The following is a 25,295-nucleotide window of genomic DNA, read 5'->3' as shown; positions in this document are numbered from 1 at the left end:
CCGGAATCCGGTGCGCGGCCCCTCGCCGTCAGCTCAACGCTGCGGCACGGTCCGCGTGGTGATCGGATTGGGAAGCGCCGTTGCTCCCTCGAGGTACTGATCGACCGCGGCGGCACACGAGCGTCCTTCGGCGATGGCCCACACGATCAGAGACTGACCGCGGCCCATATCGCCTGCGACGAACACACCGTCGACGTTGGTGTTCCAGTCCGACTCGCGGGCGACGTTGCCACGCTGGTCGAACTCCACACCCAGATCGGTGAGCAGGCCGGGCTTCTCGGCGCCGGTGAAGCCCATCGCGAGCAGCACCAGATCTGCCTCGAGCTCGAAGTCGCTGCCCTCGACCTTCTCGAACTTGCCGTCCACCATCTGCACTTCGTATGCCTTCAGTGCGGTGACCTTGCCGTCCTTGCCCACGAACTCTTCGGTGTTGACCGAGAAGACCCGCTCGCCGCCTTCCTCGTGCGCAGACGACACCCGGAACATGAGCGGGTAGGTCGGCCACGGGGTGGACTCGGCGCGCTCCTCCGGCGGGCGGGGCATGATCTCGAACTGGTGGACGCTCTCGGCGCCCTGACGGTGCGAAGTGCCCAGGCAGTCGGCGCCGGTATCGCCGCCACCGATGATGATGACCTTCTTGCCCGTTGCCGTGATGGTGGGCGCGGGCAGGTCGCCGAGCTGAACCCTGTTCGCGATGGGCAGGAACTCCATCGCCTGGTGGATGCCGTCGAGTTCGCGTCCCGGAATGGGCAGGTCGCGTGCCACGGTGGCACCGCCGGCGAGGACGACCGCGTCGAACTGCTCACGCAGCTGGTCGGCGGTGATGTCGACGCCGACGTTCACGCCGGTACGGAAGACGGTGCCCTCGGCTTCCATCTGTGCGAGACGGCGGTCGATGAAGCGCTTCTCCATTTTGAACTCGGGGATGCCGTAGCGGAGCAGACCACCGATGCGGTCGGCACGCTCGAACACCGTGACGTTGTGGCCGGCGCGGGTGAGCTGCTGTGCTGCAGCGAGTCCCGCGGGGCCGGAGCCCACGACCGCGACCTTGCGCCCGGTGAGCTTCGACGGCGGGATCGGGGTGACCTTGCCCTCGTCGAATGCTTTCTCGACGAGCTCGACCTCGACCTGCTTGATGGTGACGGGGTCCTGGTTGATGCCCAGCACGCACGACGCCTCGCACGGAGCGGGGCACAGCCGGCCAGTGAACTCCGGGAAGTTGTTCGTAGCGTGGAGCCGCTCGATGCCGTCGTCCCACTTGCCCTTGTAGGCAAGGTCGTTCCACTCGGGAATCAGGTTTCCGAGTGGGCAACCGTTGTGGCAGAAGGGGATACCGCAGTCCATGCAGCGGCTCGCCTGGATCTGGACGGTCTCGAGCGGGAACGGCTCGTAGACCTCCTTCCAGTCGAGCAGTCGCAGCGGAACCGGACGACGAACCGGTGTCTCGCGAGAACCGTGCTTCAGGAAGCCGTTCGGATCAGCCACGAGCCGCCTCCATGATCGCTTCGTCCACGTTCGCACCACGAATGGTGGCGTCCTTGATAGCCATGAGAACCTTCTTGTAATCGCGAGGCATGACCTTCGCGAAGTGACCGACCTGTTGTGACCAGTCGGCCAGGATGCGGGCTGCAACCTCGGAGCCCGTTTCGTCACGATGTCGTTCGACTGCACCCTTGAGCCAGACGAAGTCCTCGCCTTCGAGGTCTTCGAGATCGACCAGCTCGGTGTTCAGGTTGTCTTCGAATTCCTTGTCCGGGTTGTACACGAACGCGACACCACCCGACATACCTGCGCCGAAGTTACGGCCGGTCGCGCCCAGAATCACGACCTTGCCACCGGTCATGTACTCGCAGCCGTGGTCGCCGACGCCTTCGACGACGGCCGTGGCCCCCGAGTTCCGCACCGCGAAACGCTCACCGGCGACACCGCGGATGAGTGCTTCACCACCGGTCGCGCCGAACAGGATGACGTTGCCGGCGACGATATTGTCCTCGGCGACGAATCCGGACGCCACGTTCTCCGGGGGACGCACCACGATACGACCACCCGACAGACCCTTACCGACGAAGTCGTTGGCGTCGCCGAACAGCTTCAGCGTGATGCCCTTGGGGACGTACGCACCGAAACTGTTTCCCGCCGAACCGGTCAGGGTGATATCGATCGTGTTGTCCGGCAGACCATCCGCACCGTAGAGCTTGGTGAGCTCGTGACCGAGCATCGTGCCCACCGTGCGGTTGACGTTGGTGATGGTCGTGGCGATCGACACCGGGGTACCCGACTCCAGAGCGGCCTGCGCCTTGACGATCAGTTCGTTGTCGAGCGCCTTGTCGAGCGCGTGGTACTGCTCCTTGGTGCAGTACATGTCCTGATCGGTGAAGATCGGCGACGTCACCTTCTCGAGCAGCGGCGACAGATCGAGCTTCGACGCACGGTAGTGGTCGACGGCCTTGACGGTGTCGAGGCACTCGACCTGACCGATCGCCTCGTCGAGACTGCGGAATCCGAGCTCGGCAAGGTACTCGCGCACCTCCTCGGCGATGTACAACATGAAGTTCTCGACGAACTCCGGCTTGCCCGTGAACCGCTTGCGCAGCACCGGGTTCTGCGTCGCGACACCCACCGGGCACGTGTCGAGGTGGCATACGCGCATCATGATGCAGCCCGACACGACCAGCGGCGCGGTCGCGAAACCGAACTCCTCGCCGCCGAGCAGTGCCGCGATGATCACGTCGCGACCCGTCTTCATCTGGCCGTCGACCTGCACGACGATGCGGTCGCGCAGACCGTTGAGCATCAGAGTCTGCTGGGTCTCGGCGAGGCCGATCTCCCACGGTGCCCCGGCGTGCTTGAGCGACGTCAGCGGCGACGCACCCGTACCGCCGTCGTGGCCCGAGATGAGCACGACGTCGGCGTGCGCCTTCGAGACACCGGCCGCGACCGTACCCACACCGAGCTCGGAGACGAGCTTGACGTGGATGCGGGCCTGCGGATTCGCATTCTTCAGATCGTGGATCAGCTGCGCGAGATCCTCGATCGAGTAGATGTCGTGGTGCGGCGGCGGCGAGATGAGACCGACGCCCGGCGTCGAGCCACGCACCTCCGCGACCCACGGGTACACCTTGTGCGGCGGCAGCTGGCCACCCTCACCGGGCTTGGCGCCCTGCGCCATCTTGATCTGGATGTCGGTGCAGTTCGTCAGGTAGTGCGACGACACACCGAAGCGGCCGGACGCGACCTGCTTGATTGCCGAGCGACGGAAGTCGCCGTTCTCGTCGGGAGTGAAGCGCGACGGATGTTCGCCGCCCTCACCGGAGTTGGAGCGCCCACCGAGCCTGTTCATGGCGATCGCGAGGGTCTCGTGGGCCTCCGCCGAGATCGAGCCGTAGCTCATCGCGCCGGTGGAGAAACGCTTCACGATCTCGGTTGCCGGCTCGACCTCCTCGATCGGGACCGAGGGACGCAGACCCGTCTTGAACTCGAAGAGTCCACGCAACGACGCGAGCCGCTCCGACTGGTCGTCGACCAGCTTCGTGTACTCCTTGAAGATGCTGTACTGGCCTGTGCGGGTGGCGTGCTGGAGCTTGAACACCGTGTCCGGATTGAACAGGTGGTATTCGCCCTCGCGGCGCCACTGGTACTCGCCGCCCACCTCGAGCTCGCGGTGCGCATGCTCGGACGGGCGATCGAGGAACGCCATCGCGTGCCGCGTTGCGACGTCGGCCGCGATCTCCTCGAGACCGATGCCACCGAGCTGGCTCTGCAATCCGGTGAAGTACTCGTCGACGAGCTCCTGCGACAGGCCGATCACCTGGAACAGCTGCGCGCCGGTGTAGGACGCGAGCGTCGAGATGCCCATCTTGGACATCACCTTGAGCACGCCCTTCGACGCCCCCTTGATGTAGTTGGCGATGGCCTTCTCGAGGGTCATGCCGTCGGGGAGGTCGCCGTTCTGCAGCAGCTCGTCGATGCTCTCGAACGCCATGTACGGATTCACCACGGCCGCACCGAAACCGCACAGGGCGGCGATGTGGTGTACCTCGCGTGCGTCGCCGGCCTCCACGAGAAGACCCACCTGGGTGCGGGTCTTCTCACGCACGAGGTGGTGGTGCACTGCGGAGGTCAGGAGCAGCGACGGGATCGGCGCGAGCTTCTCGTCGGACTCGCGGTCGGACAACACGATCAGACGCGCGCCCTTGTCGATCGCCTGCGACACCTGCTCACGAATGCTCTCGAGTGCGGTGTGCAGACCCCGCGCGCCCTCCGCGACCGGGTAGAGACCGCGCACGATGACGCTGCTGAATCCCGGGTACTGCTTCTTGTCGTTGACGTGGATGAGCTTCTGCAGGTCGTCGTTGTCGATGACCGGTGCGGAGAGCAGGATCTGGCGGCACGACTCCGCGGTGGGTCGCAGCACGTCGCCCTCGGGGCCGAGCATGCCACCGAGGCTCGTGACGATCTCCTCGCGGATTGCGTCGAGCGGCGGGTTGGTGACCTGAGCGAACAGCTGGGAGAAGTAGTCGAACAACATCCGCGGACGGGACGAGAGCACCGCGATGGGTGTGTCGGTGCCCATCGAACCGAGCGCCTCACCGCCGGTCGCTGCCATCGGCTTGATCAGCAGATCCACTTCTTCGCGGGTGTACCCGAACACCTGCTGGCGCAGCACGACCCGCTCGTGCGACATGTAGGTGTAGCGGGACGGCGGAAGATCCTCGAGACGGGAGACACCCTTCTCGACCCATTCCTCGTACGGGTTCTCGGCGGCGAGCTCCGACTTGATCTCCTCGTCCTCGACGATCCGCCCTTTTGCGGTGTCGACGAGGAACATACGACCCGGCTGGAGGCGTCGCTTGCTGATGATCTTCTCGGCCGGGATGTCGAGCACGCCGACCTCGGAGGCCATGACGACGAGACCGTCGTCGGTGACCCACGCGCGCGACGGGCGCAGGCCGTTGCGGTCGAGCACCGCACCGATGACGGTGCCGTCGGTGAAGCACACCGATGCCGGGCCGTCCCACGGCTCCATGAGCGCCGAATGGTACTCGTAGAACGCGCGACGGGCGGGGTCCATCGACTCGTTCCGCTCCCACGCCTCGGGGATCATCATGAGCACGGCGTGCGGAAGACTGCGGCCACCGAGGTGCAGCAGCTCGAGCACCTCGTCGAAACGAGCAGTGTCGGATGCGTCCGGGGTGACGACGGGGAAGATCTTCTCGAGCTTGCCGCGGCCACCGAAGACGTCGGTGTCGATGAGTGCCTCGCGGGCACGCATCCAGTTCGAGTTACCGATGACGGTGTTGATCTCACCGTTGTGCGCGACACGGCGGAACGGGTGCGCGAGCGGCCACGACGGGAACGTGTTGGTGGAGAAGCGCGAGTGCACGAGGCCGAGCGCCGACTCGACGCGCTCGTCCTGCAGGTCGCGGAAGAAGCCCTTGAGCTGCGGCGTCGTGAGCATCCCCTTGTAGACGAACGTCGTCGCCGACAGGCTCGGGAAGTACACCGTCTCGCTGCCCGGGCCGTCCTGGCCGGCGCCGCTGTTGCCGAGTTCATGCTCGGTGCGCTTGCGCACCACGTATGCGCGGCGCTCGAGGTCCAGGCCGGTGAGGGCCCGCGCGCCCGACGCGATGAAGATCTGGCGGAATGTCGGCATGGCGTCCTTGGCCATCGAACCGAGGTCGGAGGTGTCGATCGGCACCTCGCGCCAGCCGAGGACCTCGAGGCCCTCTTCCTCGACGATCCGGTTCACTGCCGCCTGCGCGTCGGCGGCGGCGTCCTCGCCCTTCGGCAGGAACGCCATGCCGGTGGCATAGGCGCCGGCGACAGGCAGGTCGAAGTCGACGACCGCGCGGAAGTACGCGTCGGGAACCTGGATGAGAATGCCTGCGCCGTCGCCGGTGTTCTGTTCTGCACCTGCAGCACCGCGGTGTTCGAGATTGACCAGCGCGGTGATCGCCTTCTCGACGATGTCGCGGCTGCGGCGGCCGTGCATGTCCACGACAAACGCGACGCCACAGGAGTCGTGCTCGTTTGCCGGGTGGTAGAGCCCTCGAGGCCCGGGAAGATGAGTCATACCTAGCCTTCGTTGCGGTGATGGCAACTGACGACCAGCAACACTGATGGCCATCTACTGCTGTAGATGGGTATCGACCCGGGTGTGCCGATACCTTGTCTTCGTCAGTATCCGCCCATCCGCGACGGTGCGGGTGCCTTTTTCGGCAGCGCCGGGATCGAACCTGACGATCGGTGGGACATCGTGGGCCCACCGCCTCGCAACGAACGATATGCCAGCCCACCGGGGGTTACGCAAGCAAGGCTGCCCTACTTTCCACCTGAACTGCGGAAATATGCCGGTAACAACGCTGTAGCGGTGCTGTCACCGCGCCTGTGTCGAACGCAGGACGGCCTCGAGGAGACGGCGGATCCCCTCGCGGGGGTCCGGGTCGCCTCCTGACGTCAGCCGATGCAGGATCACCCCGTCGAGATAGTCGACGAGAAGCCGCGCACCGGCGTCGGATTCACCTGGGCCGTCCGCTCCGAGATCTGCCAGCATCGCCGCGCCCCACGCCCTCAGCTCGCTGCGTCTGATCTCTACCGCGGCGCGAAGTTCCGGCACGGCCATGGCCTCGACGAACATCGCGAAGCGCGCCCGGGTCCGCACCGCGTCGCTGTCGGTCGCGAACAGCACGTATCCGCACAGCAGATCCTCGAGCTCACGTTCGTCGCGCGGTGCTGCCGATGCGGCGCCAGCAAGCGCAGCCACGTCGACCCGGTCGCGTTCGAGCAGACGGTCGAGAACTCCTTCGATCAGGGCCTGCCGGGTGCGGAAGTAATTCGACGTCGACCCCGCAGGTACGCCTGCGATCGAGTCGACGCGCCGGTGTGTGAGTGCGCGCAGGCCTTCTGTTCCGAGCAGTTCGATCGCGGCGTCGAGCACGGTAGTGCGTTTGTCGGTCACGGCATGATCCTACGACCCATACTACGGATGTAGTGACAGCACACTACATCCGTAGTATCTTGCAGGAATGGCCACCGAATACGCAGGGAAAGCCGCGGTGCTCGGCGGAGGAATCGGCGGTCTCACCACCGCGAACGCCCTCGCCACCCGCGGCTGGCACGTCGACGTCTTCGAACGGGCCGCAGCGCCGCCCACCACCGGCACCGCACTGGGACTGTGGCCCGAAGCCGTCGAGGCGCTCGAACTCGCCGGCCTGGGCGGACAGGCGCAGCGCCTCGGCGTTCTGCAGAAATCCGGTGCACTCATGAGATGGGACGGAAAGGTGCTCGGACGCTTCAGCGACATCCGTACGCCCGCGATCCTGCTGTCACGTCCCGTCCTGCTCGGGATCCTCATAGGGGGACTCCCGGCCGGCACCGTCCGGTTCGGGAGTGCCGCCCCTGAACTCGCCGACCTCACGAGCTACGACGTCACCATCGGCGCCGACGGCATCGGCAGCACAGTTCGAGACCAGATTTTCGGCCCCTCGTATCGCCCTGTGCACTCCGGATATGCAGCATGGCGCGGCTGGGTTCCCGGAGCCACCACCGCGATGAGCGAGACCTGGGGTCCGGGCGCACTCTTCGGGATCACCCCGCGCGACGGCGATCTCACCAACTGGTTCGCCGCCGTCCGCACGCCCGCGGGTGGAGCAGGCACGGTCGACGAACTCCGCGCACGCTTCGGGAACTGGCACCGCGGCGTGCGCGACGTCCTCGATCGCCTCGACCCCGCAACGGTCCTCCACCATGACCTGTACGAGTCACCGGCTCTGCCGTCGTACGTACGCGGCAACACCGCACTGATCGGCGACGCAGCGCACGCGATGACACCCAATCTCGGCAGGGGCGCGTGCGAAGCGATGGTCGACGGCGCAACCCTCGCCACGTTGCTGACCGAGCATCCGGTGAGCGAGGCCCTTCGCCTCTACGACCGCGCCCGACGTCGTCGCACACAGCGGCTGGTTCGAGCGTCGCGGATGGTCGCGCGGGTGGCGACGGCAACCCGGCTCACCGGCGGGCGCAACGCCGTAGTCGGGGCCGCCGTCAGATTCGCCTGACATCCGATGGAACCGATCGGACATCTGCTGCGTCCAATCCTGATGAGACTGTTTCAAGATCAGGAGCTGGTTGCGGATGACGTGGTTGCAAGTCGACATCGACGCGCTGAGAGCCCTGGCGTCAGCATTGACGTCGGAGGCCGAACTCATCGGCGAGCTGAAACCGGGGGCACCGCTCGCTGCGGCGGCCCCAGCGATGGCGTCGTCAGCGGTCGGTGGCGCTCTCACGCGCGCCGAAGCTCCACTGCACACCGCCTACCACGCCATGTCCATCTGCCTGCACCGCATGGCCGAAGCAACATCCGCCGGCGCGATGAACTACGAGACCGCAGAGGAAGAATTCCGGCGGCAGGTCGAGGCAGTGGGAAACAGCTTCGAGAGCGCGGGGATCTCTGAAAACACGGTGTCGTAGATGTCGACGCTCTCGCAGATCCGAGCACTCGACCCCGCGGCGCTTGCATCCTCAGCCGACGGCGTCGAAGCCACCAACAGCGCGTTCGGCAAGGCAACCGACCAGGTCGACCGACACGTCGACCACACGTTCAGCACATGGCAGGGCGATGCTGCCGCCGCCGCAGCGGCGCGCGCGTGGAGCGATCGAGTCGTCGGCCGTGGAATCGCCAACGCAGTCGCCGAACAGATCGAAGCACTTCGTGCCGCATCGGCCGCACTGGTCCCCGCGCGGGACACCGTGGTCCGCATCGCCGACAACGCCATCGGCGCCGGATTCACCGTCCACGACGACGGCAGTGTCCTCCCACCCCGATGCGACACGGGAGACTCCCGCGCCGACGTCGTCGCACAGGCGTGCCTCGACGACGAGGCCGCCACATTCGAGGTGCAGTTGAAGTCTGCGCTGAGCACCTTCGAGCAGCTCGACAGCAGCACAGCCGACACGATCGACCAGATCACCATCCGGCTGTCGACATTCGGAGGAGACTTCCGAACCCAGGGCCTGTGGACAACGGGCGGACCGGACGGCGACGCGGACGCCGCACTCATCTCGTCCGGCCGCGCCCGCGACTCCGACCTCGAACGCATCGGACGGGCCCTGTCCGCCGACAGCGGCGCCAGCATCGAATACCTCGACGCCTTCTACAACGGACTCGGACAGGATGAACTGACAGAACTGTTCGCGACCTTCAAGGAATGGGAGGCCGACGGCGATCCGAATGCGGCAGGTTGGGCCGACGCAGTGGGCAACGGTCTGCTCACGTTGTCGAACCCCGACTACGGCGGCAGCTGGGAGCAGGTGCCGCAGGACATCCGCGACACCATCCACTACGGATACGAACCCGGGCCTCGCGAACCCGGTTCAGGAAACCGATTCGACCGTCTCGATGCGCTCGGGGCCGTTCTCGGCGAAGCGAATCCCGAGTATCGACCCGGCACCGAAATGGGGATCGAGCTGAATCGGGTCGCGGGATACATGGCGGGCGTGCCCACCTATGCCGACCCACACGTGGTCCCCACCCCGGATCCGTCGTACTACGACGAGACCGCGCGGACATTCCTCGACATCGGCACGCGCAACCCCGATGCGTCGTACCACCTGTTGACAGGCACCGATGTCGGCGGCGCTCCATCAGGGTTCAACCGCGACGAGGTGATCGTGCCCCTGCTCACCCGCGAGTGGGAGGACGACGGCGCTACCCTGGCCGGTCTCACCGACTGGATCGCCGCAGACGCGGTGCCGTCGGATTCGTCCGACCCCGCTGAAGTTGCACGCGCAGAGCGAGCCGGCCAGGCAGCATTCGGTCTGGCCGAAGTCTTGTCGTCACCCGAATCTGCCTGGGACGGCGGCAACAACTTCGACCGCCTCCTTCACATGCCAGAGCCCGATGGGCAGCTCTCCGACCGGACCCTCGGAGAGGTCAACCCGATTGCGGTCCAGTCATTCTCGGAAGCGCTCGCACCATACGCATCCGACATGGTCGGGGCAGACGAGGATGCCACACCCACTCACGGTTTCGGCGACCTCGGCCCTGTCCCCGCGACCCGCGTGTTCACTCTCCTCGACACCGACCCCGCGGCCGGGGCGCTCATCAACGGCGCAGCGCTCGCGCAGGCCACCGACTTCGATCGTCGGTTTGCGCTGGATCAACTGGGCGGTCAGGGGAATTACACCTACGGAACGTATTCGGGGCGGTTGCAGAGTCTCGTCGAGGTGAGTTTGAGCAGTGCGTACGAGAATGAGAGAGCAATCGAGCAGGCCTCGATCGACAACAGGAACCAGTACCGCTCGGATGCGTACGCGGTGGCGCAGACTCTTGTCGCCGGTGCCGTGACAGCACTTCCCGGCGGTATGGTCACCGGACCGATCGTCTACTCGACCGGGGTTCTCTTGGATTCCGAAATCATCAACGCTGAAGGACAATACGTGGGCCGGCCATCGGGAATAGACGGCTTGGACACATCGATGTATCTGACGGAATCAAGTGCGCAGAGCACGCATCGCTACAACATGCTCAGCGCTTTGGTCGACTCTGGCCATGTAGAAATAGCAGATCTGCCAGAGCACTTGATCGATGAGGGCAACTTCAAAGGACGCAACGAAATCATGGAATCTATTTTGATAAGCCAGCTTCCAGAAATCATCGCCAATTCAGGAATCGATGGCAGCACGCTGGGTTACTACCTGGGCGTAGCTGATGCCGGTGAAGGCGACCTCCGCAATATCATCTACTCAGACCAAAGAGATGGTGAATCCGGCTTCCGTGAAGTACTTCTCAATGACATGGTCCCTGGAGGCGGTGAGCGATGGGACTACGCGCGATGAACCTCAGCACCAGGAAGATCCTTCAGTTCATTTCCGGAGTGATGACGATCCTGATGCTCGCGTCCTGTTCACAAGACTCCCCGTCAGGTTCTGTTGACACGACCGTGGAACAGTCGCAGTACCAACCTCCAGCACAGGTTCGCAATGCAACCTACCTCTGGTCCGCCGAACCCGGAATCGACTTGCTCGACGATCGTGGACGTCTGATCCGCGCCGCGTACGAAGCAATGATCATCTCTTCCTACGGGGGCCTCCACGTCACCTACCCCGGCTTCGTAGACGCACTCGATCTCGAGTTCGCCCTGGGAATCGGAACCCGTTCCGACCAGTCACTCGCGGGCACGGCCCGCGCCCACATCCTCCAAATCACCGAAACAAATACAGGATTCAAGGCTACTGTCTGCTCGCAGCTTTCAAAATTCGCTATTCGATGGCCCGACGGGGGCTACCGCATCTCCAATTTTTCAGGGATGGAAGAGTACGTCGAATTCAACCACGTCGTCTACGATGCCCACAACCCACGGCTCGACCCACGAAGAGTCCTCGGGCACCGCTGGCCTACAACACAAACGGCCGTACCTGGGACGAATGATGGCGAACCTTATGACGGACCTCAATGGTCCGCCCCCACCGAGGACCTCTTCTCTGATTCCGGCTTCACGATCACCTTCGGCGCCGACCTCGGCGAGACAATGCACCGCTGCGAAGACTGGGGACGCGGCATCGAACCCGACGTCCCCGCCGAAGGCTCCGAAACCATCCGCTCCCCCATCCCACCCAAGACCCTGCCGGCCTATCCCGGCTGGTGAGACAAAGGAGAACGTCGTGACTCGAACCGAAGAGTTCTCGTCGAAGGTCCGCAGGATCCAGGACGAGATCGACATGATCAGGGGCAATGGAACGTCGCACGGGATTGTGATGACCGTGTCACCCACCGGACGGATCGTGGGACTCGAGATCCCTCCCCACGCGTACGACCTGTCGCCCCGCGTCCTCGCCGACCGCATCGCAGACGCGCACGCGTCTGCCTATTCGGACGCGAACGAGAGAGCGCGGAATGTCAGGGCGGAGCTCGCGGAGGACCCGAGGGTGCGTCGCATCATGGCCGAAACGCGACCCGTCGTCACTCCGGCGACACGTGCGTCACCTTCTTGAAGCCACTCGCGGTGGCTCGGTCCACACCGGCCTTCACGATTCCGAAGATCAATCCCTGCACTGCCGCAGCGACGAGCACATCGCGGGTGCGCTGCGACAGATCCTGCGGTTCGGGCTTCCTGTCGCTCGTACCGATCCGCTTCCACACCTGGTTGAACACCGCACCTGCGAGTAGGCCTCCGCCGACGCTCGCGGCAAGAGCAAGTGGCTTGTAGAAGATCACGCGTGCATCGGCCATCTGTCGGCTCCTCCTTCGTTGCGGCGCCGGCAGGCACCGCGATCATTCGTTCGAACTACCCGCACACCTGGCTTCGCAAACAGCCCGCTGATCGCGGGAGTTTCCGCTGACGACCCTCGGGGTATCCCTGACCGGGCCTCAGTACCGGGGCAAGCGCAGCACGTAGGGGACGACGTGGGAGTGGGAGCAACATGAAGACAGACGAATTCGGTCGCGGAGCACGAAGAGCGGCACGCAGCGAGGGGTTCGAACGCGGCGCCCGATTCGGTCATGTCGTCAGCGGCGTGCTTCACCTGCTGATCGGGATGCTGGCCATCGCGGTCGCCTTCGGTTCGACGGAGAACATCGATCAGTCGGGCGCGTTGGCCACACTGGCCGAAAGGCCCGGCGGTCGTATCGCACTGTGGGTGCTGGCAGTCGGATTTGTGGCGATGGCGCTGTGGCGTGTGGTCGAGGCATTGTGGGGTGGGCAGAGCGCACACGCCCGGTCGAACTCGCCGTTGGACCGCGTCAAGGCTCTGGGAATCGCCGCCGTATACATCGGATTGTCCTACTCGACAATCGGTTTCGCCGTCGGCGCCGGGCGGTCCAGCGGCGAGCAGAACTCTGCGCTCAGTGCACGGCTGATGCAATCACTGCCTGGCAAGGCGCTGCTGATCGTCGCCGCCGTCGTCCTCTTGTCGGTCGGGGCTTATCACGTATACAAGGGCGTCACACGGGGATTCCTCGACGATCTGCGCGCCTATGAGCGGACCGGGGCACGCAGGTGGATCGAACCACTCGCCGTGGTGGGATACGTCGCGAAAGGGCTCACGATCGTCGGAGTGGGAGCGCTGGTGGTTATCGCAACGGTACGGAGCAACCCCGAGCAGGCGACCGGACTTGATGGAGCGCTCAAGACCCTGGGGGCGCAACCATTCGGAGCGATACTGCTCATCTGCGCCGGGACCGGCGTGGCACTCTACGGCCTGTACTGCTTTGTGATGGCCCGGTACGCGAAGATGTAGTGCATCACCCACGTCGCGGACGGGGCAGCCTCCTGCGCGGCGGACGCTTTCCGGGTAGGAGCTGACGCTGCTTGCCGCGAGGGTCGACGGCCAGCAGAACCATCACGGCGCCCAGCGCGACATGCAGCCAATTGCCGGCGTTGTTCACCGGAAGGAAATTCGCGGCACTGTGGTGGTCGATGAGCATGCCGTACGCCGCCAGCCCCAGGTAGAAGCACCCTCCGGCGAGGAGATACACACGAGACCAGACCAGTCGATGCGCCGCCACCACGCCTACGGCACCGAAAGCGAGGTGCACTGCGTTGTGCACGGCCGACACCTGGAAGAGACCCAGCAGATGCGCGTGCGAGTCGGAACCCATCTGCACGATCGTGCTGTAGTTCGAGGTCAGGCCCGGCACGAACCCGAGGACGCCGATGATCAGAAAGAGGAACGCGACGACAAGGGCGTAGCCCTGTGCGCGGCATCGAGCCGCATAGGTCGGATCATCCGTACTCATTGGTACCTCGACAGTCGATGCACTCGAACCGGTTCAGGAACGGATAAATACCCAGCTCGACGTGTTGCCAAACCGGGCAGCGCTCGCCCGAGGTGCGGGAGCAAAGACCTCCCGTAAATAACAACTGGCCGCAGCGACATCGTCAGCTGCGGCCAGAGGTAACGAAAGGTTAACGTGAGGGGTTCGGAACTTGAAACCCTTTGCACCGGTGAAGTCGGTCACACGGTGCCGCGCTCCCATACTCGGTGAGCGCCCAGGAGCTCCACGACCTGGGAGACCAGCGTCTGCGGGTCAGCTGCCGTCGCGACACCGGGTGCCGTTGTGTCCGTCAGCACAGCGGTGCCGCTGCCCCAGGCGCCGAGTGCCTTCTGGTGCCGGAACATCTCGTCGACCAGAACCTCGACACGCGGATCTGCCGGTGACGCGGCAAAGAGCACGGCGTCGAACTCCACCGACCGTGCAGTCAGGAAGGTCCGCGACACAGGCACCGCGCCGCCGCCCAGCGTCCCGCCGTGCGGCGCGATGACGAGCGGGACCACATCGGCAGCGTCGAGCGCGTGGACCGCCGCCTGCAGCTCGCCGATATCGGTGGCGTCGTCGGCGACGATACCGACGACCCGCCCGTCGACGGGCCATGTCGAGCCGACCTGCGACAGTGCCGGACTCGGCGTCGGATTGCCGAGCGGCACAGTGGGCTCGGGAGCCGGAAGACCCAATCCGGCCGCCACCGTGGCACACAGATCGGGATCGATGTTCGCAAGCTCCTGCAGGCCACGTTCCTTGATCGCCTGCTCGTAGCACTTCCCGAGCTCGAAGGTGTATGCGCCGGCGACGTGCTGCTTCTCGACCTCGGACAGGCTCACATAGAACAATCGCACCTGCGAGAAGTGATCATCGAACGATCGTGCTGCCGCACGTTCCTTCCGGGCGGCGGGAAGCTCGTGAGGAAAGTCGATGAACGCACCGTCTTCGAGCTCCGCCGTGAACGGGCAGCCGGCATCGAGAGAGTTCGGCCGATACGGCGCGACCCCGGTGTGCACGGCGTGCTGGTGGAAGCCGTCGCGGAACATGTCGTTTACGGGGGCGTGGGTGCGGTTGATGGGGATCTGCGCGAAATTCGGCCCGCCGAGCCGGGTGATCTGTGTGTCGAGGTAGGAGAACAGGCGGCCCTGCAGCAACGGGTCGTCGGTCACGTCGATACCGGAAACCAGGTGTCCGGGGTGGAACGCGACCTGCTCGGTCTCGGCGAAGAAGTTGCTGGGATTCGCGTTGAGCACCATGGTGCCGATGACCTGTACCGGCGCGAGTTCCTCGGGAACGATCTTGGTGGGGTCGAGCAGATCGATGCCCTCGAACATCTGCTCGGGAGTGTCCGGGAACACCTGCACACCGAGATCCCACTCCGGGTACGCACCGGCTTCGATGGCATCGGCGAGGTCGCGCCGATGGAAGTCGGGGTCGAAGCCGTTGATCAACTGCGCTTCCTCCCACACCACGGAGTGCACCCCGAGACGGGGCTTCCAGTGGAACTTGACCAGCGACGTCTCTCCGGCCTCGTTGATCAAACGGAACGTGTGGACTCCGAAGCCTTCCATCATGCGGAACGACCGCGGGATACCCCGGTCGGACATGTTCCACATCGTGTGCGCGGCCGCTTCGGTGTGCAGGGTGACGAAATCCCAGAATGTGTCGTGGGCGCTCTGGGCCTGAGGGATCTCCCGATCGGGGTGAGGCTTACCCGCGTGGATGACGTCGGGGAACTTGATGGCGTCCTGGATGAAGAACACGGGGATGTTGTTCCCCACAAGGTCGAAAACACCTTCGTCGGTGTAGAACTTGGTCGCGAAACCTCGAGTGTCGCGCACTGCGTCGGCTGAGCCTCGCGACCCGAGCACCGTCGAGAAACGCACGAAGACCGGGGTTTCCACGCCCTTGCCGAGGAAGCCCGCGCGGGTGCGGCTCGTTGCGGCACCGTTGCCGCGAAACACTCCGTGTGCCGCAGCGCCGCGCGCGTGCACGACACGCTCGGGAATGCGCTCGTGGTCGAAGTGCGTGATCTTCTCACGGAGGTGATGATCTTGCAGGAGCGTCGGGCCGCGCTCACCCGCCTTGAGCGAATGGTCCGTATCGGTGAGACGGGCACCCTGCGCAGTGGTCAGATACCTGCTCTGCTGCGCACGCTTGCGTGACGCGTCGACGGGAGCGCCGGTGGCGGTCACACCGGCGGGCTCCGACTGGTCGGGTTTCGCCTCGGGTGGGTCCACCGGCGTCGTGGGCTCCTCGACGCTCGGCTCGATCGACGAAGGAGTACCTGGGACCTTGGGGGTGTCGCCGGACATGTGTTGTCTCCGATTCGTGAGCAGTGGGCAGGGATGGCCTTTCAGCGGGCTACCCGACGGCTCGGAGATCAAACGTCGTCAGCGGATCCCGTCCCACAGCACACGCAGTTCGGCCTCGACATCATCGGCCGTTCCACACGTGTCGCCGAAAACCATCTCGGTGCGGGTCGAGCCGTACGGTGCCCACCCGGGCACCCCGGTGGTCACGAACGTCACCCACGCCTGATGCATCCGCTGGGCAAGATCCCGCGGAGGATTCGGTCCGGTCAGCGCTCTGTTGCCGGGAACATCGAGATTGTCGAAGACGAAACCGATATCCAAGGCATGTGTCGCACCCAGTCGGCCGCCGAAAGCCGCTGATTTCCAATCGAATCGGTACACGTATGTGGCGGCATCACATGCCGCACGCGCCTCCGCGACGCGCAGGGCAGGGATCCGGTACATCCAGTCGCGGAGCACATGCATCAGTACCTGGCCCGGCGTCGTATCCGGGCTCGCTGCCCGGTAGGCGTCGAGGGCAGCCGGGTCGGTCAGACCGTAGGGCGCCACGATCGCGGGGAGCATGTTGTCGTCGACCGATTCGGCGACCCCGGAGGGCACGAGGAACAGCGTCATCTCGTCGTCGTTGTGGCCGATGAGGACGTCGACTTCCGATGACATGCCGGCAGCGATGCGGTCGATGGGCAGTTCCGGCAGCACCGTCCCGTCGATGCAGGGCTCGAACGCCATCGCGTGGGTGGGGATCTCACCCCATGCCTGGGGATCCGGCTCGCTGCGGATCCGCACCACCAGATCTTCCTGTACTGCGACGAGGCGCTCGGGGTCGATGGTCGAGAAGCCGGCACGGGTGGGCTCGACATCGAGTGCCTCCGCGAGGGCCTGCGACACCTTACGTGCGGTGGCGGCCGACATCGCCGCGTGCCCGGCTCCGCTCTGCGCAATCGCACGACGGAACAGTCCGTGCGCCGCCGGCATCGCCAGCAATGCACCGACACTCATCCCACCCGCCGATTCACCGACGATCGTCACGGCCTCCCGGTTGCCGCCGAACGCCGCGATGTTGTCGCGGACCCACTCGAGTGCCGCCACCTGGTCGAGCAGGCCGCGGTTGGCGGGCGCGTCGGCGAGGAGCGCAAACCCTTCGGCACCGAGGCGATAGTTGATGCTGACGAAAACGATGCCGTCGCGTGCAAAGTTCGCGCCGTCGTACAGCGGCACCGCGCTGCTGCCCTGGACGAACGCGCCGCCGTGAATCCAGACGAGCACCGGGAGCGACGCATCGAGATCGGGCGTCCACACGTTGAGATTCAGCGGGTTCTCGCCGGGAATCGCTACGTCTTCGAGGAGCTCGGAGATCGGAGGCCGGTAGGGCGCTTTGGGTGCGGTAGGACCGAATTCGGCCGCCTCGCGCACGTCGTTCCACGCCGGTGCGGGTTCGGGTGCCGCGAACCGTCGGTCGTCGAACGGCGCAGCCGCATACGGAATGCCTTTGAAGACCGCGTTACCGGCCTCGATTCTTCCCCGCACTCGGCCGCGCGTGGTCTCGACGACGGGATTCATTCGCTCTCCTCATATGCGGACCGTATCGATCGTCAGCATCGCATGCCGGACCGCCCAGGTGGCGGAAACCGACGGCCGGAACATTGTCTCGGTCCGCTCACAGTGGCGGTCGAGAGTCCGTGAGCAGAGCATTGGCTTCCTCACGGGTGAGGCCGGCGCCCTCGTCGCAGTACGCGTCGAAGTTGTCGGTGCGCGACGCCGCGGTCATCGCCGCGTCTTCCTCCGCGCTGTACGGATCCAGAAGCTCGACCTGCACCCCCACTCGCTCACCGTGTGCCCGAGCCGCTCCCGACACGCGTGCTGCGTCGGCAGTGCGTCCCGCTTGCGCCAGCGCGGCCGCCGCAGTGTGCATCGTGACGATCCACCCAGTGACTTCGCTGTCGAATTCGAGAATCGGAAGGATCTCGCGCGCAAGTTCGAGCCCCTCAGCGTGGTCTCGGGAATCTGCCGCGATTTTCGCCAGCGCCCACAGCGAGCAGATCGGTACCCACTGATAGCCGCATCGGCGACCGACTTCGACGGACTTCCGTAGGGTCGGTGCCGCCTCCAGGTCTCCGCTGCCGCGTTGAGCAATTCCCATGACCATCAGAAGTGAGGCTTCGATCCAGTCGATGCCGAGGCGGCGTGCATCGATGAGACTTCGCTGCACGATGTCCACTGCGCCGTCGTGATCACCGCACACGGTGCGGTAGTAGGCCCTCAGTGAGTCCGCGTAGGCGATGTCCGCAACGTCGCCCGTTCCGAGCAGTACCTCGCGGGCACGGTCGCTGTGGCGCTGCGCGGTCTCGGAGTCGCCGGTGAGGTCGGTGAGAAGCGCCATCCCCATCAGCGCCCTGCCGAGATGTTCCGGCTTGGGTGCGATCGGATGCTGATCGACCCTCTCGATCGCGACACGCAGAAATCCCAGCCCTTCCGACACGTTCGCCTTGCGGTACCAGAACCAATACAGAGCACCGGACAGTTCGAGTACATAATGCAGGTCGCCGTGTTCGAGCGCAGTGGTCAGTGCCGCTCGATGCTCCGCACGGTCGGCGGCCAGTTCGGAAACCGCATCCCGCGCACCGGGCCCACGGAGTTCGGCCGCCAGGGCGACTGCCCTCCGGAGGACTCGAGTGAGGTACGCGGCAACAATTCGAATCTCCTCCACGGGAGTGCGCTGTTGTGCGGCAAAATGTTTGATGGTTCGGAGCATCACGTATCGTCTGGGCGTGGTATCGGGCACGACCGACAGCAACGAGCGACGCACCAACACTCGCACAGTGTCGACCGCGCGAATCGGATCGTCTACGCCGAGCACGGCAGCAGCACCGTGGATGTCGAAGCTTCCCGCAAAGACCGAGAGAGCCCGCAATGCCCACGACGACGGTGCGTCGAGCATTCGGTAACTCCAATCGACGGTATCGACGAGTCGTCGTTGACGTGCTCCGGCGAAGCGCGGTCCGGTGGTGAGCATCGTGAACCGATCGGCAAGACCGTCGGCGATCTGACTTTCGGACAACACACACAGTTGTGCGGCAGCAAGTTCCAGCGCAAGCGGAAGTCCATCCAGACCTTCACAAATCCGATGCACTGAGGTGGAATCTGCCCTCTCGAGCGACCAGCCCGGATCGAATCGAACGGCACGATCAGCAAACAGTTCGACAGCGAATGCGAGATCGAGCGGCCTGATCTCGTAGCCGACTTCGCTGTCGACGTCCAATAGCTCTCGGCTCGTGGCAAGGATGCGGACGTGAGGGCAACGTTCCAGAATTACCGCGACGAGGTGCGCAGCTGCGACGACGAGATGCTCGCAGTTGTCGAGGATGACGAACATCCCGCGCCGGGCGATCAGAGCGGCAAGCTCTTCGGCCGTCTCCACACCCGGTAGGCCGAGGGCCTCGGCAACGGGAGCTGCGATCGGCGACCCTTCTGCGACTCCGGCGAGGTCGACGAACCAGGTATCGTCCCCGGTTCGGGGGCTTCGCGCCACCTCGAGCGCAAGCCGCGTCTTCCCCACTCCTCCGGGGCCGAACAGGGTCACCAGCGCATGACGTTCCAGCAGATCTGACACTGTCGCCAGGTCTGCCGTCCTTCCGATCAGCCGAGTACGGAATGCCGGCAGCACCGGAGGCGGAGGTTCGTCCGGCGGCCGCTGCGCAACCTCGTGCGTGAGAATCCGTTGCTCGAGTGCCTGCAGCGCGATTCCGGGATCTACGCCGAGTTCGTCCATCAGTGCCCGCCGAACGCGTCGAATCGCCGCGAGCGCGTCGGCTTGGCGCCCCCTTCGATACATCGAGAGCGCCAACAGTTCCCACGCGTGCTCGTCGAGCGGATACCGATCGACGAGTGATTCCGCGGCGTTCAGGGCCTCGCGCGTGCATCCACGAGCAAGATCGACCTCGATGAGTGCACTCGACGCGTCGCGATACAGCCCGTCCAGTCGTGTCCGCTCGGGAGCCACACACGCGAGGTGCCCGACGTCCTGGAACGGTTCGCCTCGCCACAGCCCGAGTGCCTCGTTCAGAATCGCCGCGGCATCGTCCGTGGCTGTAGGCGTCCGGGCCGTACGAACCTCATGGGCAGTCCTGATGAGAGCATCGAATCGGGCCGAGTCGAGTTCGGCGATCCGCAACGCATAATGGGGTCCGCTGCGCACTACCGGGCCGCCCTGTCCGCGGCTTCGCTGTGGGTCGAGGTGACGACGCAGTTTCGACACAGCAAAGTGCAGAGCGTTGACCGTCGGGTCCGGGACGTCGTTCCACACTTCGGCGAGAAGCTGATCCGCGCTCACCGAGTGCGGATATGCCGCCGCAAGGGCAGCAAGCAAGGCGCGTTGGCGTGGGCCGCCGAGGTCGATGGGAGTACCGTCACGGAGCGCCGCGACAGGACCGAGAACACCCACTGCGATCTGCACGTCCGCGAGTTCTGAACCACTGACGCGTGCGTCCATGGAACCCACCCCCGACTCGTCACGGCCCCTCCCCGGGGCCTGTCGACGTCGAGGCTACCGCGCTGATTCGGCGCACAAATCCGCAAAAATGCCTTTCTGCATCAGCAGCTCGGCGTAGGTGCCGGATTCGACGACGCGTCCGGCTTCCAGCACCAAGATCAGATCTGCAGCGCGCACCGTGGACAGGCGATGTGCGATGACGATACGGGTTTGGCGTAACCCGCCGATTCCCTCCACGACTGCGGCTTCGGTCACCGAATCGAGAGCGCTCGTCGCCTCGTCGAACAACAGCACCCGCGGCCGGGTCAAAAGCGCACGAGCAATTGTCACCCTCTGCCGCTGCCCACCGGAGAGACCACCGCCTTCACGAAGAACGGTGTCGTAGCCCATCGGCAGCGCAGTAATGTCCTCGTGGATCTGCGCGAGGGATGCTGCGCGCATGATGTCTTCGAACGGTGCATCGGGGTTTCCGATGGCGATATTGTCGGCAATGCTGCCGGTGAACAACGTGGAGTCCTGCGTGACGACACCGAACTGTGCACGCAACGACCGGGCTTCGATGCGCTGCGCGTCGATACCGTCGTAGAGAACCGCACCTTCCTCAGGCACGTACAACCCGAGTAGCAGACGCGCGAGCGTGCTCTTCCCCGAACCGGACCGCCCCACGAGCGCAACCGTGGCCCCCGCCGGGATCTCGCAGTCGATTCCGCGAAGCACCCATGGGGATCTCGGACTGTACCGGAATCCCACGCCGCGAAGGCTGATCGAACCCGACAGCGACGGCGCTGCAGAGACTTCGAGCCCCTGCTGTTCCGGATCGGATTCGAGGATGTCCTGGAGGCGCCGCGCGTATGCCGCGGCGGACTGCAAGTACTGTACGAGCGTGAGCAGAGATGTCACGAAACCCATTGCGGCCACCGCCATCCCGTTCACCGCAATCAGCTCCCCGAGCGACAACCGGCCATCCAGCACATGGACTGCTCCGACGAACAGCAGCACCGCAGGCGCAGCCGCACGCAACGAAGTCTGCGCGGCATCGACCAGACCGGACACGAGGGAACTTCGGACCGACACGGAGAGCGCATGTTCGAACCGTGCCGTCCATCGCGCAATCACTGCAGCCTCGGTTCCGGACGCCTTGACCGTTTCGATACCGCGGATGTTCTCGATGAGCAGGCCTTCCGCTTCAGCAGCAGTGGCGGCCTCACGCTGCTTCAGATCGACCGCGAGTCGATGCACCACGCAGATAAGAAGTGCTTGCACCGCTGTGAGAGCAAGAAGACCCGCGCCGACGCCTGGCGCCCACCACATCACGATCGCGATGTAGACGATCGCGAGTGGAGCGTCGATCAGGGCGGACACGACCCTCTCGGTGAGCAGATCTCGGATGGTGCCGATACCTCCGACCCTTTGCGCAACGTCATTCGTGCCCCTTCGCATGAAATAGGCGAAGGGCAGAGAGAACAGTCTCTCGACCGAGTATCCGCTCAGTGCCGCATCGACACGGCGACGCATCAGTGCGATGACGATGGTGCGCAACGACCCCACCACCAGCACCACGAACGCGATACCGGCCAACGCCACAGCAAGCAGGCTCAGAAGCCCGAGGTCGGATTCGGGAATGACCTTGTCGACGAACACCGCAGTGAGCAGCGGAATCACGATGCCGACTAGCTGCAAGACCACCGACGCGCACAGCATCCCGGCCGACAATGCGCGGTTGTTCTGCCAGACCAGCGAGAGGAACTCGCGTCGCCAGCGGGTATCTCGGGGCCGCGCCGGTCGGGCCTTGTCCGCAACAGTGCCCGCCGCAAATTCGATCACGACGCCCGAGTACCGCTCCGCGAAGTAGTCGTGTGCCAGGCGCTGTCGACCCCGGCTCGGGTCCACCACCACGACGTGTCGTGCCGTGACCCGGTCGACGACTACGAAATGATTGTGTTCCCAGTGCACGAGCGCGGGCAACATGGTGTGTCCGCCGACGATCGATTCTGCGGGCCGGCCGAACGCCCGCACCTCCAGTCCGTAGTCTCGCGCTGCCTGGACCAGCGCAAGCGCCGTCGTCCCGTCGCGCCCCACCGCGAGATCGTCCGCCACCTCGTTGACCGGTCTCGGGGCACCGTAGTAATCGAGAATCATCGTCAGGCAGGCCGCACCGCAGTCCGAGATCCCAGACTGGTGGCGCAACCGAATCTTGCGTCTCACGCCGCAACCCGCGCTGTCTTCTCGGCCTCACCCCAGAACCACTCGACCCGCGCGGCACGCCTGTGTTCGGCGAGCCACTCGTCGAACACGTACTGCTCGGCGATCCGCAAGGTGGAGTCATCGATCTGTGCCCGATGTACGGCGAGAACCTGCACGATCTCCCATCCGTCGTGGCCCACGCGTGCAGCCATTACGGTTCCCGGCTTCGAGGCAAGGACCAGGTTCGCGAGATCACCGTCGAGGTCACCGCGTCCGATCTCGCAGAACTCCACCTGGCCACGGTCCGCGGCCACTGCAAGACCTGCCTCACCGGTGAAGTAGCGAATCGCGTCGTCCGCGCCGTAGGCATGAACGTCGGCAACCCGTACCGCGAACTCGGATGCTTCCGCACGGCTCGGGAAGACCACCCGGACGATGCGAGCGCGGTCGAGCACATCAGGGTGGTCACGGAGCCACACCGAGGCACGATCACCGACGATGCGCCTGCGGAGCACCGCTAATTCTGCTTCTTGTCGCACTGTTCGCTCGAACATGTTCAGGCTCAGATGGTTCTGCGCCATCCAGACCTCGGTCGCGTCGCGAGTGAGCAGCCCTCGTGCCCGGCGGAACGCATCGAACGCCTCCTGCAACTGCGCATCGGTCAGCTCGACGGGCTCTTCTTCGAGCGCACTGCGGATCGTGCAGGTATCGATGAGCCCTGTGAGGAGGTCGGGACGATCCCACAACCCTTCGAGGTGCAGAATGGCGTCGCCGACCGTGAGGGTTTCTCCGTTCACCGACAGGAGGTCCGATTCGCCGACACGGCGTGCACCACGGAGGGGCCACGGGAGGAACGAGGGAGGCGACCACGACAGTGTCGTCACGCATCCGTCCGCATCGGTGATGAGCAGTGCGCTCTGGCTCGACCCGTCGAAAGGCTCGACGTGTCGCACGAGGCGCATGCGAAGTTCGCGATTGTTCTCGCGCAGCACTCGGAGGGGTTCCGCCGAGTCTGCATCGGGTGTGCTGTTCTCCAGGCGGATCACGTCCAGAAGCTCGGACAGCAACCTCACGTCGAGAGAGTGCTTTCGCGGTGGGGTGGTGAGGGTCATCGAAGTGTTCCGTTCGTCAATGATTCTGGTGATCGGTCTCTGGCAGACAGCAATAGGTCTGCGACGGCGTCCGCGATCGGGAGGCCGGTGGCCGCTTCGAGCCACAGCCATTGGCCGCCCGGATTGATCTCGAGGAAGACGTAGCGGCCGTCGGGTGTCAGGACGAAATCCAGTGCACCGTAGTTCAGATCGAACTCGGATACGAGGCGGATGCAACGCTCGGCTATCTCGTCGGGGAGCGAGTGAATCGCGTATAAGCCCGGAGTGGAATCGTATTTTCTCCAGTCACTGCGGGCGTGATTGCTTCGCTGACTGTCGATTTCGACGGCGAATGCGCGATCACCGACTACTGTCACCCGAAGTTCGACGAGCTTGGGTACATACGCCTGCGTGATCACCGGGCAGAAGCGGATGGCATCTGCCGCGGCGAGATCAAGAGTGGTCGGTACCTCCGAGAACCGGACGAAGCTCCGTCCACCCTCTCCGAGACTGGGATTATTGAAGGGCTTTGTGATGATCTGCCCGCCATGGCGATCCCAGAAGTCCAGGAACTCCGACGGATCTGTGGTGATGAGTGTCGGAGGTATCTCCAAACCGAGTACACCCGCGAGAGAAAGCTGTTCAGGCTTGCGCGACGCATACCGTATGGCCCGCATCTTTCCCGGTACCGCCAGACAATCCAGACTGTCCCACATGTACGCGGAGAACATACCGCCCTCATCTCGAACACACTCTTGTGCAATAGGATCCCCGATCTCGTGAGACGGGGCGGGTAGGTTGGGTCGCCGACACCAGATGCTGTCGACAGCATCGAGGTCGAGATGCTCGCCTGACCTCAGAAGTCTGCGTCCGGTGAGTCCCCATCGACCATACGACACCGAAAGCGCTGCATTGGCGGGGAACTCGCCCGGATCGAAGACCGTGTACCTCGCCCGGCGCTGGATCAACCGCTCGATGACGGCGTCTGCGTGCATGTCGCCGGGTTGGGTGAGAACGAGAACATGGGACATGGGGCGGAACCCTCCAGGACAGCCCGGGGCACACTTCTGCGCCCCGGGCCAAGGATCACTATGCCCCGAACGGGACACAGTTCAGCTTGCCGGCGCGATTCTCAGCACTGACTCCTCGGATCACCGGGAAGGGTAAGGTCCGGCCAGTTGCCCGAGTCCATTCGGAGCACGGTCGGTTGCTGACAGATAGGCCGGGCGCCACCCACGATGCCCGCCAACTGCGACTCGTCCAGTTCAGCACCCTCAGCAGGAATGTTCTCGATCCTGATCTTGCTCATTCAGATCTCCTCGACTGTTCCGTGCCGGACCTCCCGGCAGCACGGACATCGTTACGAGAGTGACTGTGCAGACTCTGAGCAACGAAAAAGCGCTCGACCGATGACCGGCACAGAAAACACCTTGGCGCGGGACGCACTATGCGTCCCC

At 64.7% G+C, this 25,295-nt stretch carries 18 protein-coding genes; 6 read left to right on the top strand and 12 right to left on the bottom strand.

What is annotated here, in order from left to right:
- Window positions 1–33: 33 nt before the first annotated feature.
- The 3 genes from ACFWB0_RS23510 to ACFWB0_RS23500 form a co-directional block, all read right to left on the bottom strand.
- Complete coding sequence (locus ACFWB0_RS23510; protein ID WP_378492810.1) at window positions 34–1,485, bottom strand: glutamate synthase subunit beta; 1,452 nt, start codon at window positions 1,483–1,485, stop codon at window positions 34–36.
- Complete coding sequence (gene gltB / locus ACFWB0_RS23505; protein ID WP_378492809.1) at window positions 1,478–6,073, bottom strand: glutamate synthase large subunit; 4,596 nt, start codon at window positions 6,071–6,073, stop codon at window positions 1,478–1,480. The genes ACFWB0_RS23510 and gltB overlap by 8 nt, the downstream gene beginning before the upstream one ends.
- Before the next feature lie 303 nt (window positions 6,074–6,376).
- The gene (locus ACFWB0_RS23500) at window positions 6,377–6,958 is read right to left on the bottom strand and encodes a TetR/AcrR family transcriptional regulator (protein ID WP_378492808.1); all 582 of its coding nucleotides are present in this window, start codon (window positions 6,956–6,958) and stop codon (window positions 6,377–6,379) included.
- A gap of 67 nt (window positions 6,959–7,025) precedes the next feature.
- Here ACFWB0_RS23500 and ACFWB0_RS23495 point away from each other — a divergent pair, with 67 nt between their 5' ends.
- The 5 genes from ACFWB0_RS23495 to ACFWB0_RS23475 all read left to right on the top strand — a co-directional run bounded on the left by ACFWB0_RS23495 (window position 7,026) and on the right by ACFWB0_RS23475 (window position 11,991).
- The gene (locus tag ACFWB0_RS23495; protein ID WP_378492807.1) at window positions 7,026–8,057 is read left to right on the top strand and encodes an FAD-dependent oxidoreductase; all 1,032 of its coding nucleotides are present in this window, start codon (window positions 7,026–7,028) and stop codon (window positions 8,055–8,057) included.
- Between the two features lie 76 nt (window positions 8,058–8,133).
- Complete coding sequence (locus tag ACFWB0_RS23490) at window positions 8,134–8,469, top strand: hypothetical protein (RefSeq protein WP_378492806.1); 336 nt, start codon at window positions 8,134–8,136, stop codon at window positions 8,467–8,469.
- On the top strand, window positions 8,470–10,836 hold the full coding sequence (locus ACFWB0_RS23485; RefSeq protein WP_378492805.1) for a hypothetical protein: 2,367 nt from the start codon (window positions 8,470–8,472) through the stop codon (window positions 10,834–10,836).
- Window positions 10,833–11,645 (top strand): hypothetical protein, encoded by an 813-nt coding sequence (locus ACFWB0_RS23480; protein WP_378492804.1) that lies wholly within the window; start codon window positions 10,833–10,835, stop codon window positions 11,643–11,645. Before ACFWB0_RS23485 ends, ACFWB0_RS23480 begins: the two co-directional genes overlap by 4 nt.
- Before the next feature lie 16 nt (window positions 11,646–11,661).
- A complete protein-coding gene (locus ACFWB0_RS23475) occupies window positions 11,662–11,991 on the top strand; it encodes a YbaB/EbfC family nucleoid-associated protein (protein WP_378492803.1) in 330 nt (109 codons plus the stop codon).
- Here ACFWB0_RS23475 and ACFWB0_RS23470 read toward each other — a convergent pair.
- Window positions 11,960–12,229 carry a DUF4235 domain-containing protein gene (locus tag ACFWB0_RS23470; protein ID WP_378492802.1) on the bottom strand — a complete coding sequence of 90 codons (270 nt, stop codon included), beginning with the start codon at window positions 12,227–12,229 and terminating at the stop codon, window positions 11,960–11,962. The two genes, ACFWB0_RS23475 and ACFWB0_RS23470, sit on opposite strands and share 32 nt — an antisense overlap.
- 191 nt (window positions 12,230–12,420) lie before the next feature.
- Here ACFWB0_RS23470 and ACFWB0_RS23465 point away from each other — a divergent pair, with 191 nt between their 5' ends.
- Entirely contained in the window at window positions 12,421–13,236 is an 816-nt protein-coding gene (locus tag ACFWB0_RS23465; protein WP_378492801.1) for a DUF1206 domain-containing protein, read from the top strand.
- A 4-nt stretch (window positions 13,237–13,240) separates the two neighbouring features.
- On the opposite strand, the gene ACFWB0_RS23460 is transcribed toward ACFWB0_RS23465, so the two are convergent.
- The 8 genes from ACFWB0_RS23460 to ACFWB0_RS23425 form a co-directional block, all read right to left on the bottom strand.
- Window positions 13,241–13,735 (bottom strand): DUF4383 domain-containing protein, encoded by a 495-nt coding sequence (locus ACFWB0_RS23460; RefSeq protein ID WP_378492800.1) that lies wholly within the window; start codon window positions 13,733–13,735, stop codon window positions 13,241–13,243.
- A 218-nt stretch (window positions 13,736–13,953) separates the two neighbouring features.
- Window positions 13,954–16,074, bottom strand: coding sequence for a catalase (locus tag ACFWB0_RS23455; RefSeq protein ID WP_378492799.1), 2,121 nt, complete (start codon window positions 16,072–16,074; stop codon window positions 13,954–13,956).
- Between the two features lie 78 nt (window positions 16,075–16,152).
- Window positions 16,153–17,634, bottom strand: coding sequence for a carboxylesterase/lipase family protein (locus ACFWB0_RS23450; protein WP_378492798.1), 1,482 nt, complete (start codon window positions 17,632–17,634; stop codon window positions 16,153–16,155).
- A gap of 97 nt (window positions 17,635–17,731) precedes the next feature.
- Window positions 17,732–20,563 (bottom strand): BTAD domain-containing putative transcriptional regulator, encoded by a 2,832-nt coding sequence (locus tag ACFWB0_RS23445; RefSeq protein WP_378492797.1) that lies wholly within the window; start codon window positions 20,561–20,563, stop codon window positions 17,732–17,734.
- Window positions 20,564–20,617: 54 nt separating this feature from the next.
- The gene (locus tag ACFWB0_RS23440; protein ID WP_378492796.1) at window positions 20,618–22,768 is read right to left on the bottom strand and encodes a peptidase domain-containing ABC transporter; all 2,151 of its coding nucleotides are present in this window, start codon (window positions 22,766–22,768) and stop codon (window positions 20,618–20,620) included.
- Window positions 22,765–23,859, bottom strand: a complete 1,095-nt coding sequence (locus ACFWB0_RS23435; protein WP_378492795.1) for a TIGR04500 family putative peptide maturation system protein — start codon at window positions 23,857–23,859, stop codon at window positions 22,765–22,767. The genes ACFWB0_RS23440 and ACFWB0_RS23435 overlap by 4 nt, the downstream gene beginning before the upstream one ends.
- Entirely contained in the window at window positions 23,856–24,869 is a 1,014-nt protein-coding gene (locus ACFWB0_RS23430) for an MvdC/MvdD family ATP grasp protein (RefSeq protein ID WP_378492794.1), read from the bottom strand. Before ACFWB0_RS23430 ends, ACFWB0_RS23435 begins: the two co-directional genes overlap by 4 nt.
- A 101-nt stretch (window positions 24,870–24,970) precedes the next feature.
- Window positions 24,971–25,147 carry a putative ATP-grasp target RiPP gene (locus tag ACFWB0_RS23425; protein ID WP_378492793.1) on the bottom strand — a complete coding sequence of 59 codons (177 nt, stop codon included), beginning with the start codon at window positions 25,145–25,147 and terminating at the stop codon, window positions 24,971–24,973.
- Window positions 25,148–25,295 lie beyond the last annotated feature (148 nt).

The organism is Rhodococcus sp. NPDC060086, from assembly GCF_042730275.1.
Taxonomy (GTDB): domain Bacteria; phylum Actinomycetota; class Actinomycetes; order Mycobacteriales; family Mycobacteriaceae; genus Rhodococcus.
This window is presented reverse-complemented; position numbering and strand designations above follow the sequence as displayed.

Excerpts from the sequence above, each read along its gene's own strand:
- ACFWB0_RS23490 (WP_378492806.1), top strand. The coding sequence starts at position 8,134 with ATGACGTGGTTGCAAGTCGACATCGACGCGCTGAGAGCCCTGGCGTCA.
- ACFWB0_RS23425 (WP_378492793.1), bottom strand. The coding sequence starts at position 25,147 with ATGAGCAAGATCAGGATCGAGAACATTCCTGCTGAGGGTGCTGAACTG.
- ACFWB0_RS23445 (WP_378492797.1), bottom strand. The coding sequence starts at position 20,563 with ATGGACGCACGCGTCAGTGGTTCAGAACTCGCGGACGTGCAGATCGCA.
- ACFWB0_RS23460 (WP_378492800.1), bottom strand. The coding sequence starts at position 13,735 with ATGAGTACGGATGATCCGACCTATGCGGCTCGATGCCGCGCACAGGGC.
- ACFWB0_RS23435 (WP_378492795.1), bottom strand. The coding sequence starts at position 23,859 with ATGACCCTCACCACCCCACCGCGAAAGCACTCTCTCGACGTGAGGTTG.
- ACFWB0_RS23450 (WP_378492798.1), bottom strand. The coding sequence starts at position 17,634 with ATGAATCCCGTCGTCGAGACCACGCGCGGCCGAGTGCGGGGAAGAATC.
- ACFWB0_RS23465 (WP_378492801.1), top strand. The coding sequence starts at position 12,421 with ATGAAGACAGACGAATTCGGTCGCGGAGCACGAAGAGCGGCACGCAGC.
- ACFWB0_RS23455 (WP_378492799.1), bottom strand. The coding sequence starts at position 16,074 with ATGTCCGGCGACACCCCCAAGGTCCCAGGTACTCCTTCGTCGATCGAG.
- ACFWB0_RS23480 (WP_378492804.1), top strand. The coding sequence starts at position 10,833 with ATGAACCTCAGCACCAGGAAGATCCTTCAGTTCATTTCCGGAGTGATG.
- ACFWB0_RS23495 (WP_378492807.1), top strand. The coding sequence starts at position 7,026 with ATGGCCACCGAATACGCAGGGAAAGCCGCGGTGCTCGGCGGAGGAATC.
- ACFWB0_RS23470 (WP_378492802.1), bottom strand. The coding sequence starts at position 12,229 with ATGGCCGATGCACGCGTGATCTTCTACAAGCCACTTGCTCTTGCCGCG.
- gltB (WP_378492809.1), bottom strand. The coding sequence starts at position 6,073 with ATGACTCATCTTCCCGGGCCTCGAGGGCTCTACCACCCGGCAAACGAG.
- ACFWB0_RS23485 (WP_378492805.1), top strand. The coding sequence starts at position 8,470 with ATGTCGACGCTCTCGCAGATCCGAGCACTCGACCCCGCGGCGCTTGCA.
- ACFWB0_RS23430 (WP_378492794.1), bottom strand. The coding sequence starts at position 24,869 with ATGTCCCATGTTCTCGTTCTCACCCAACCCGGCGACATGCACGCAGAC.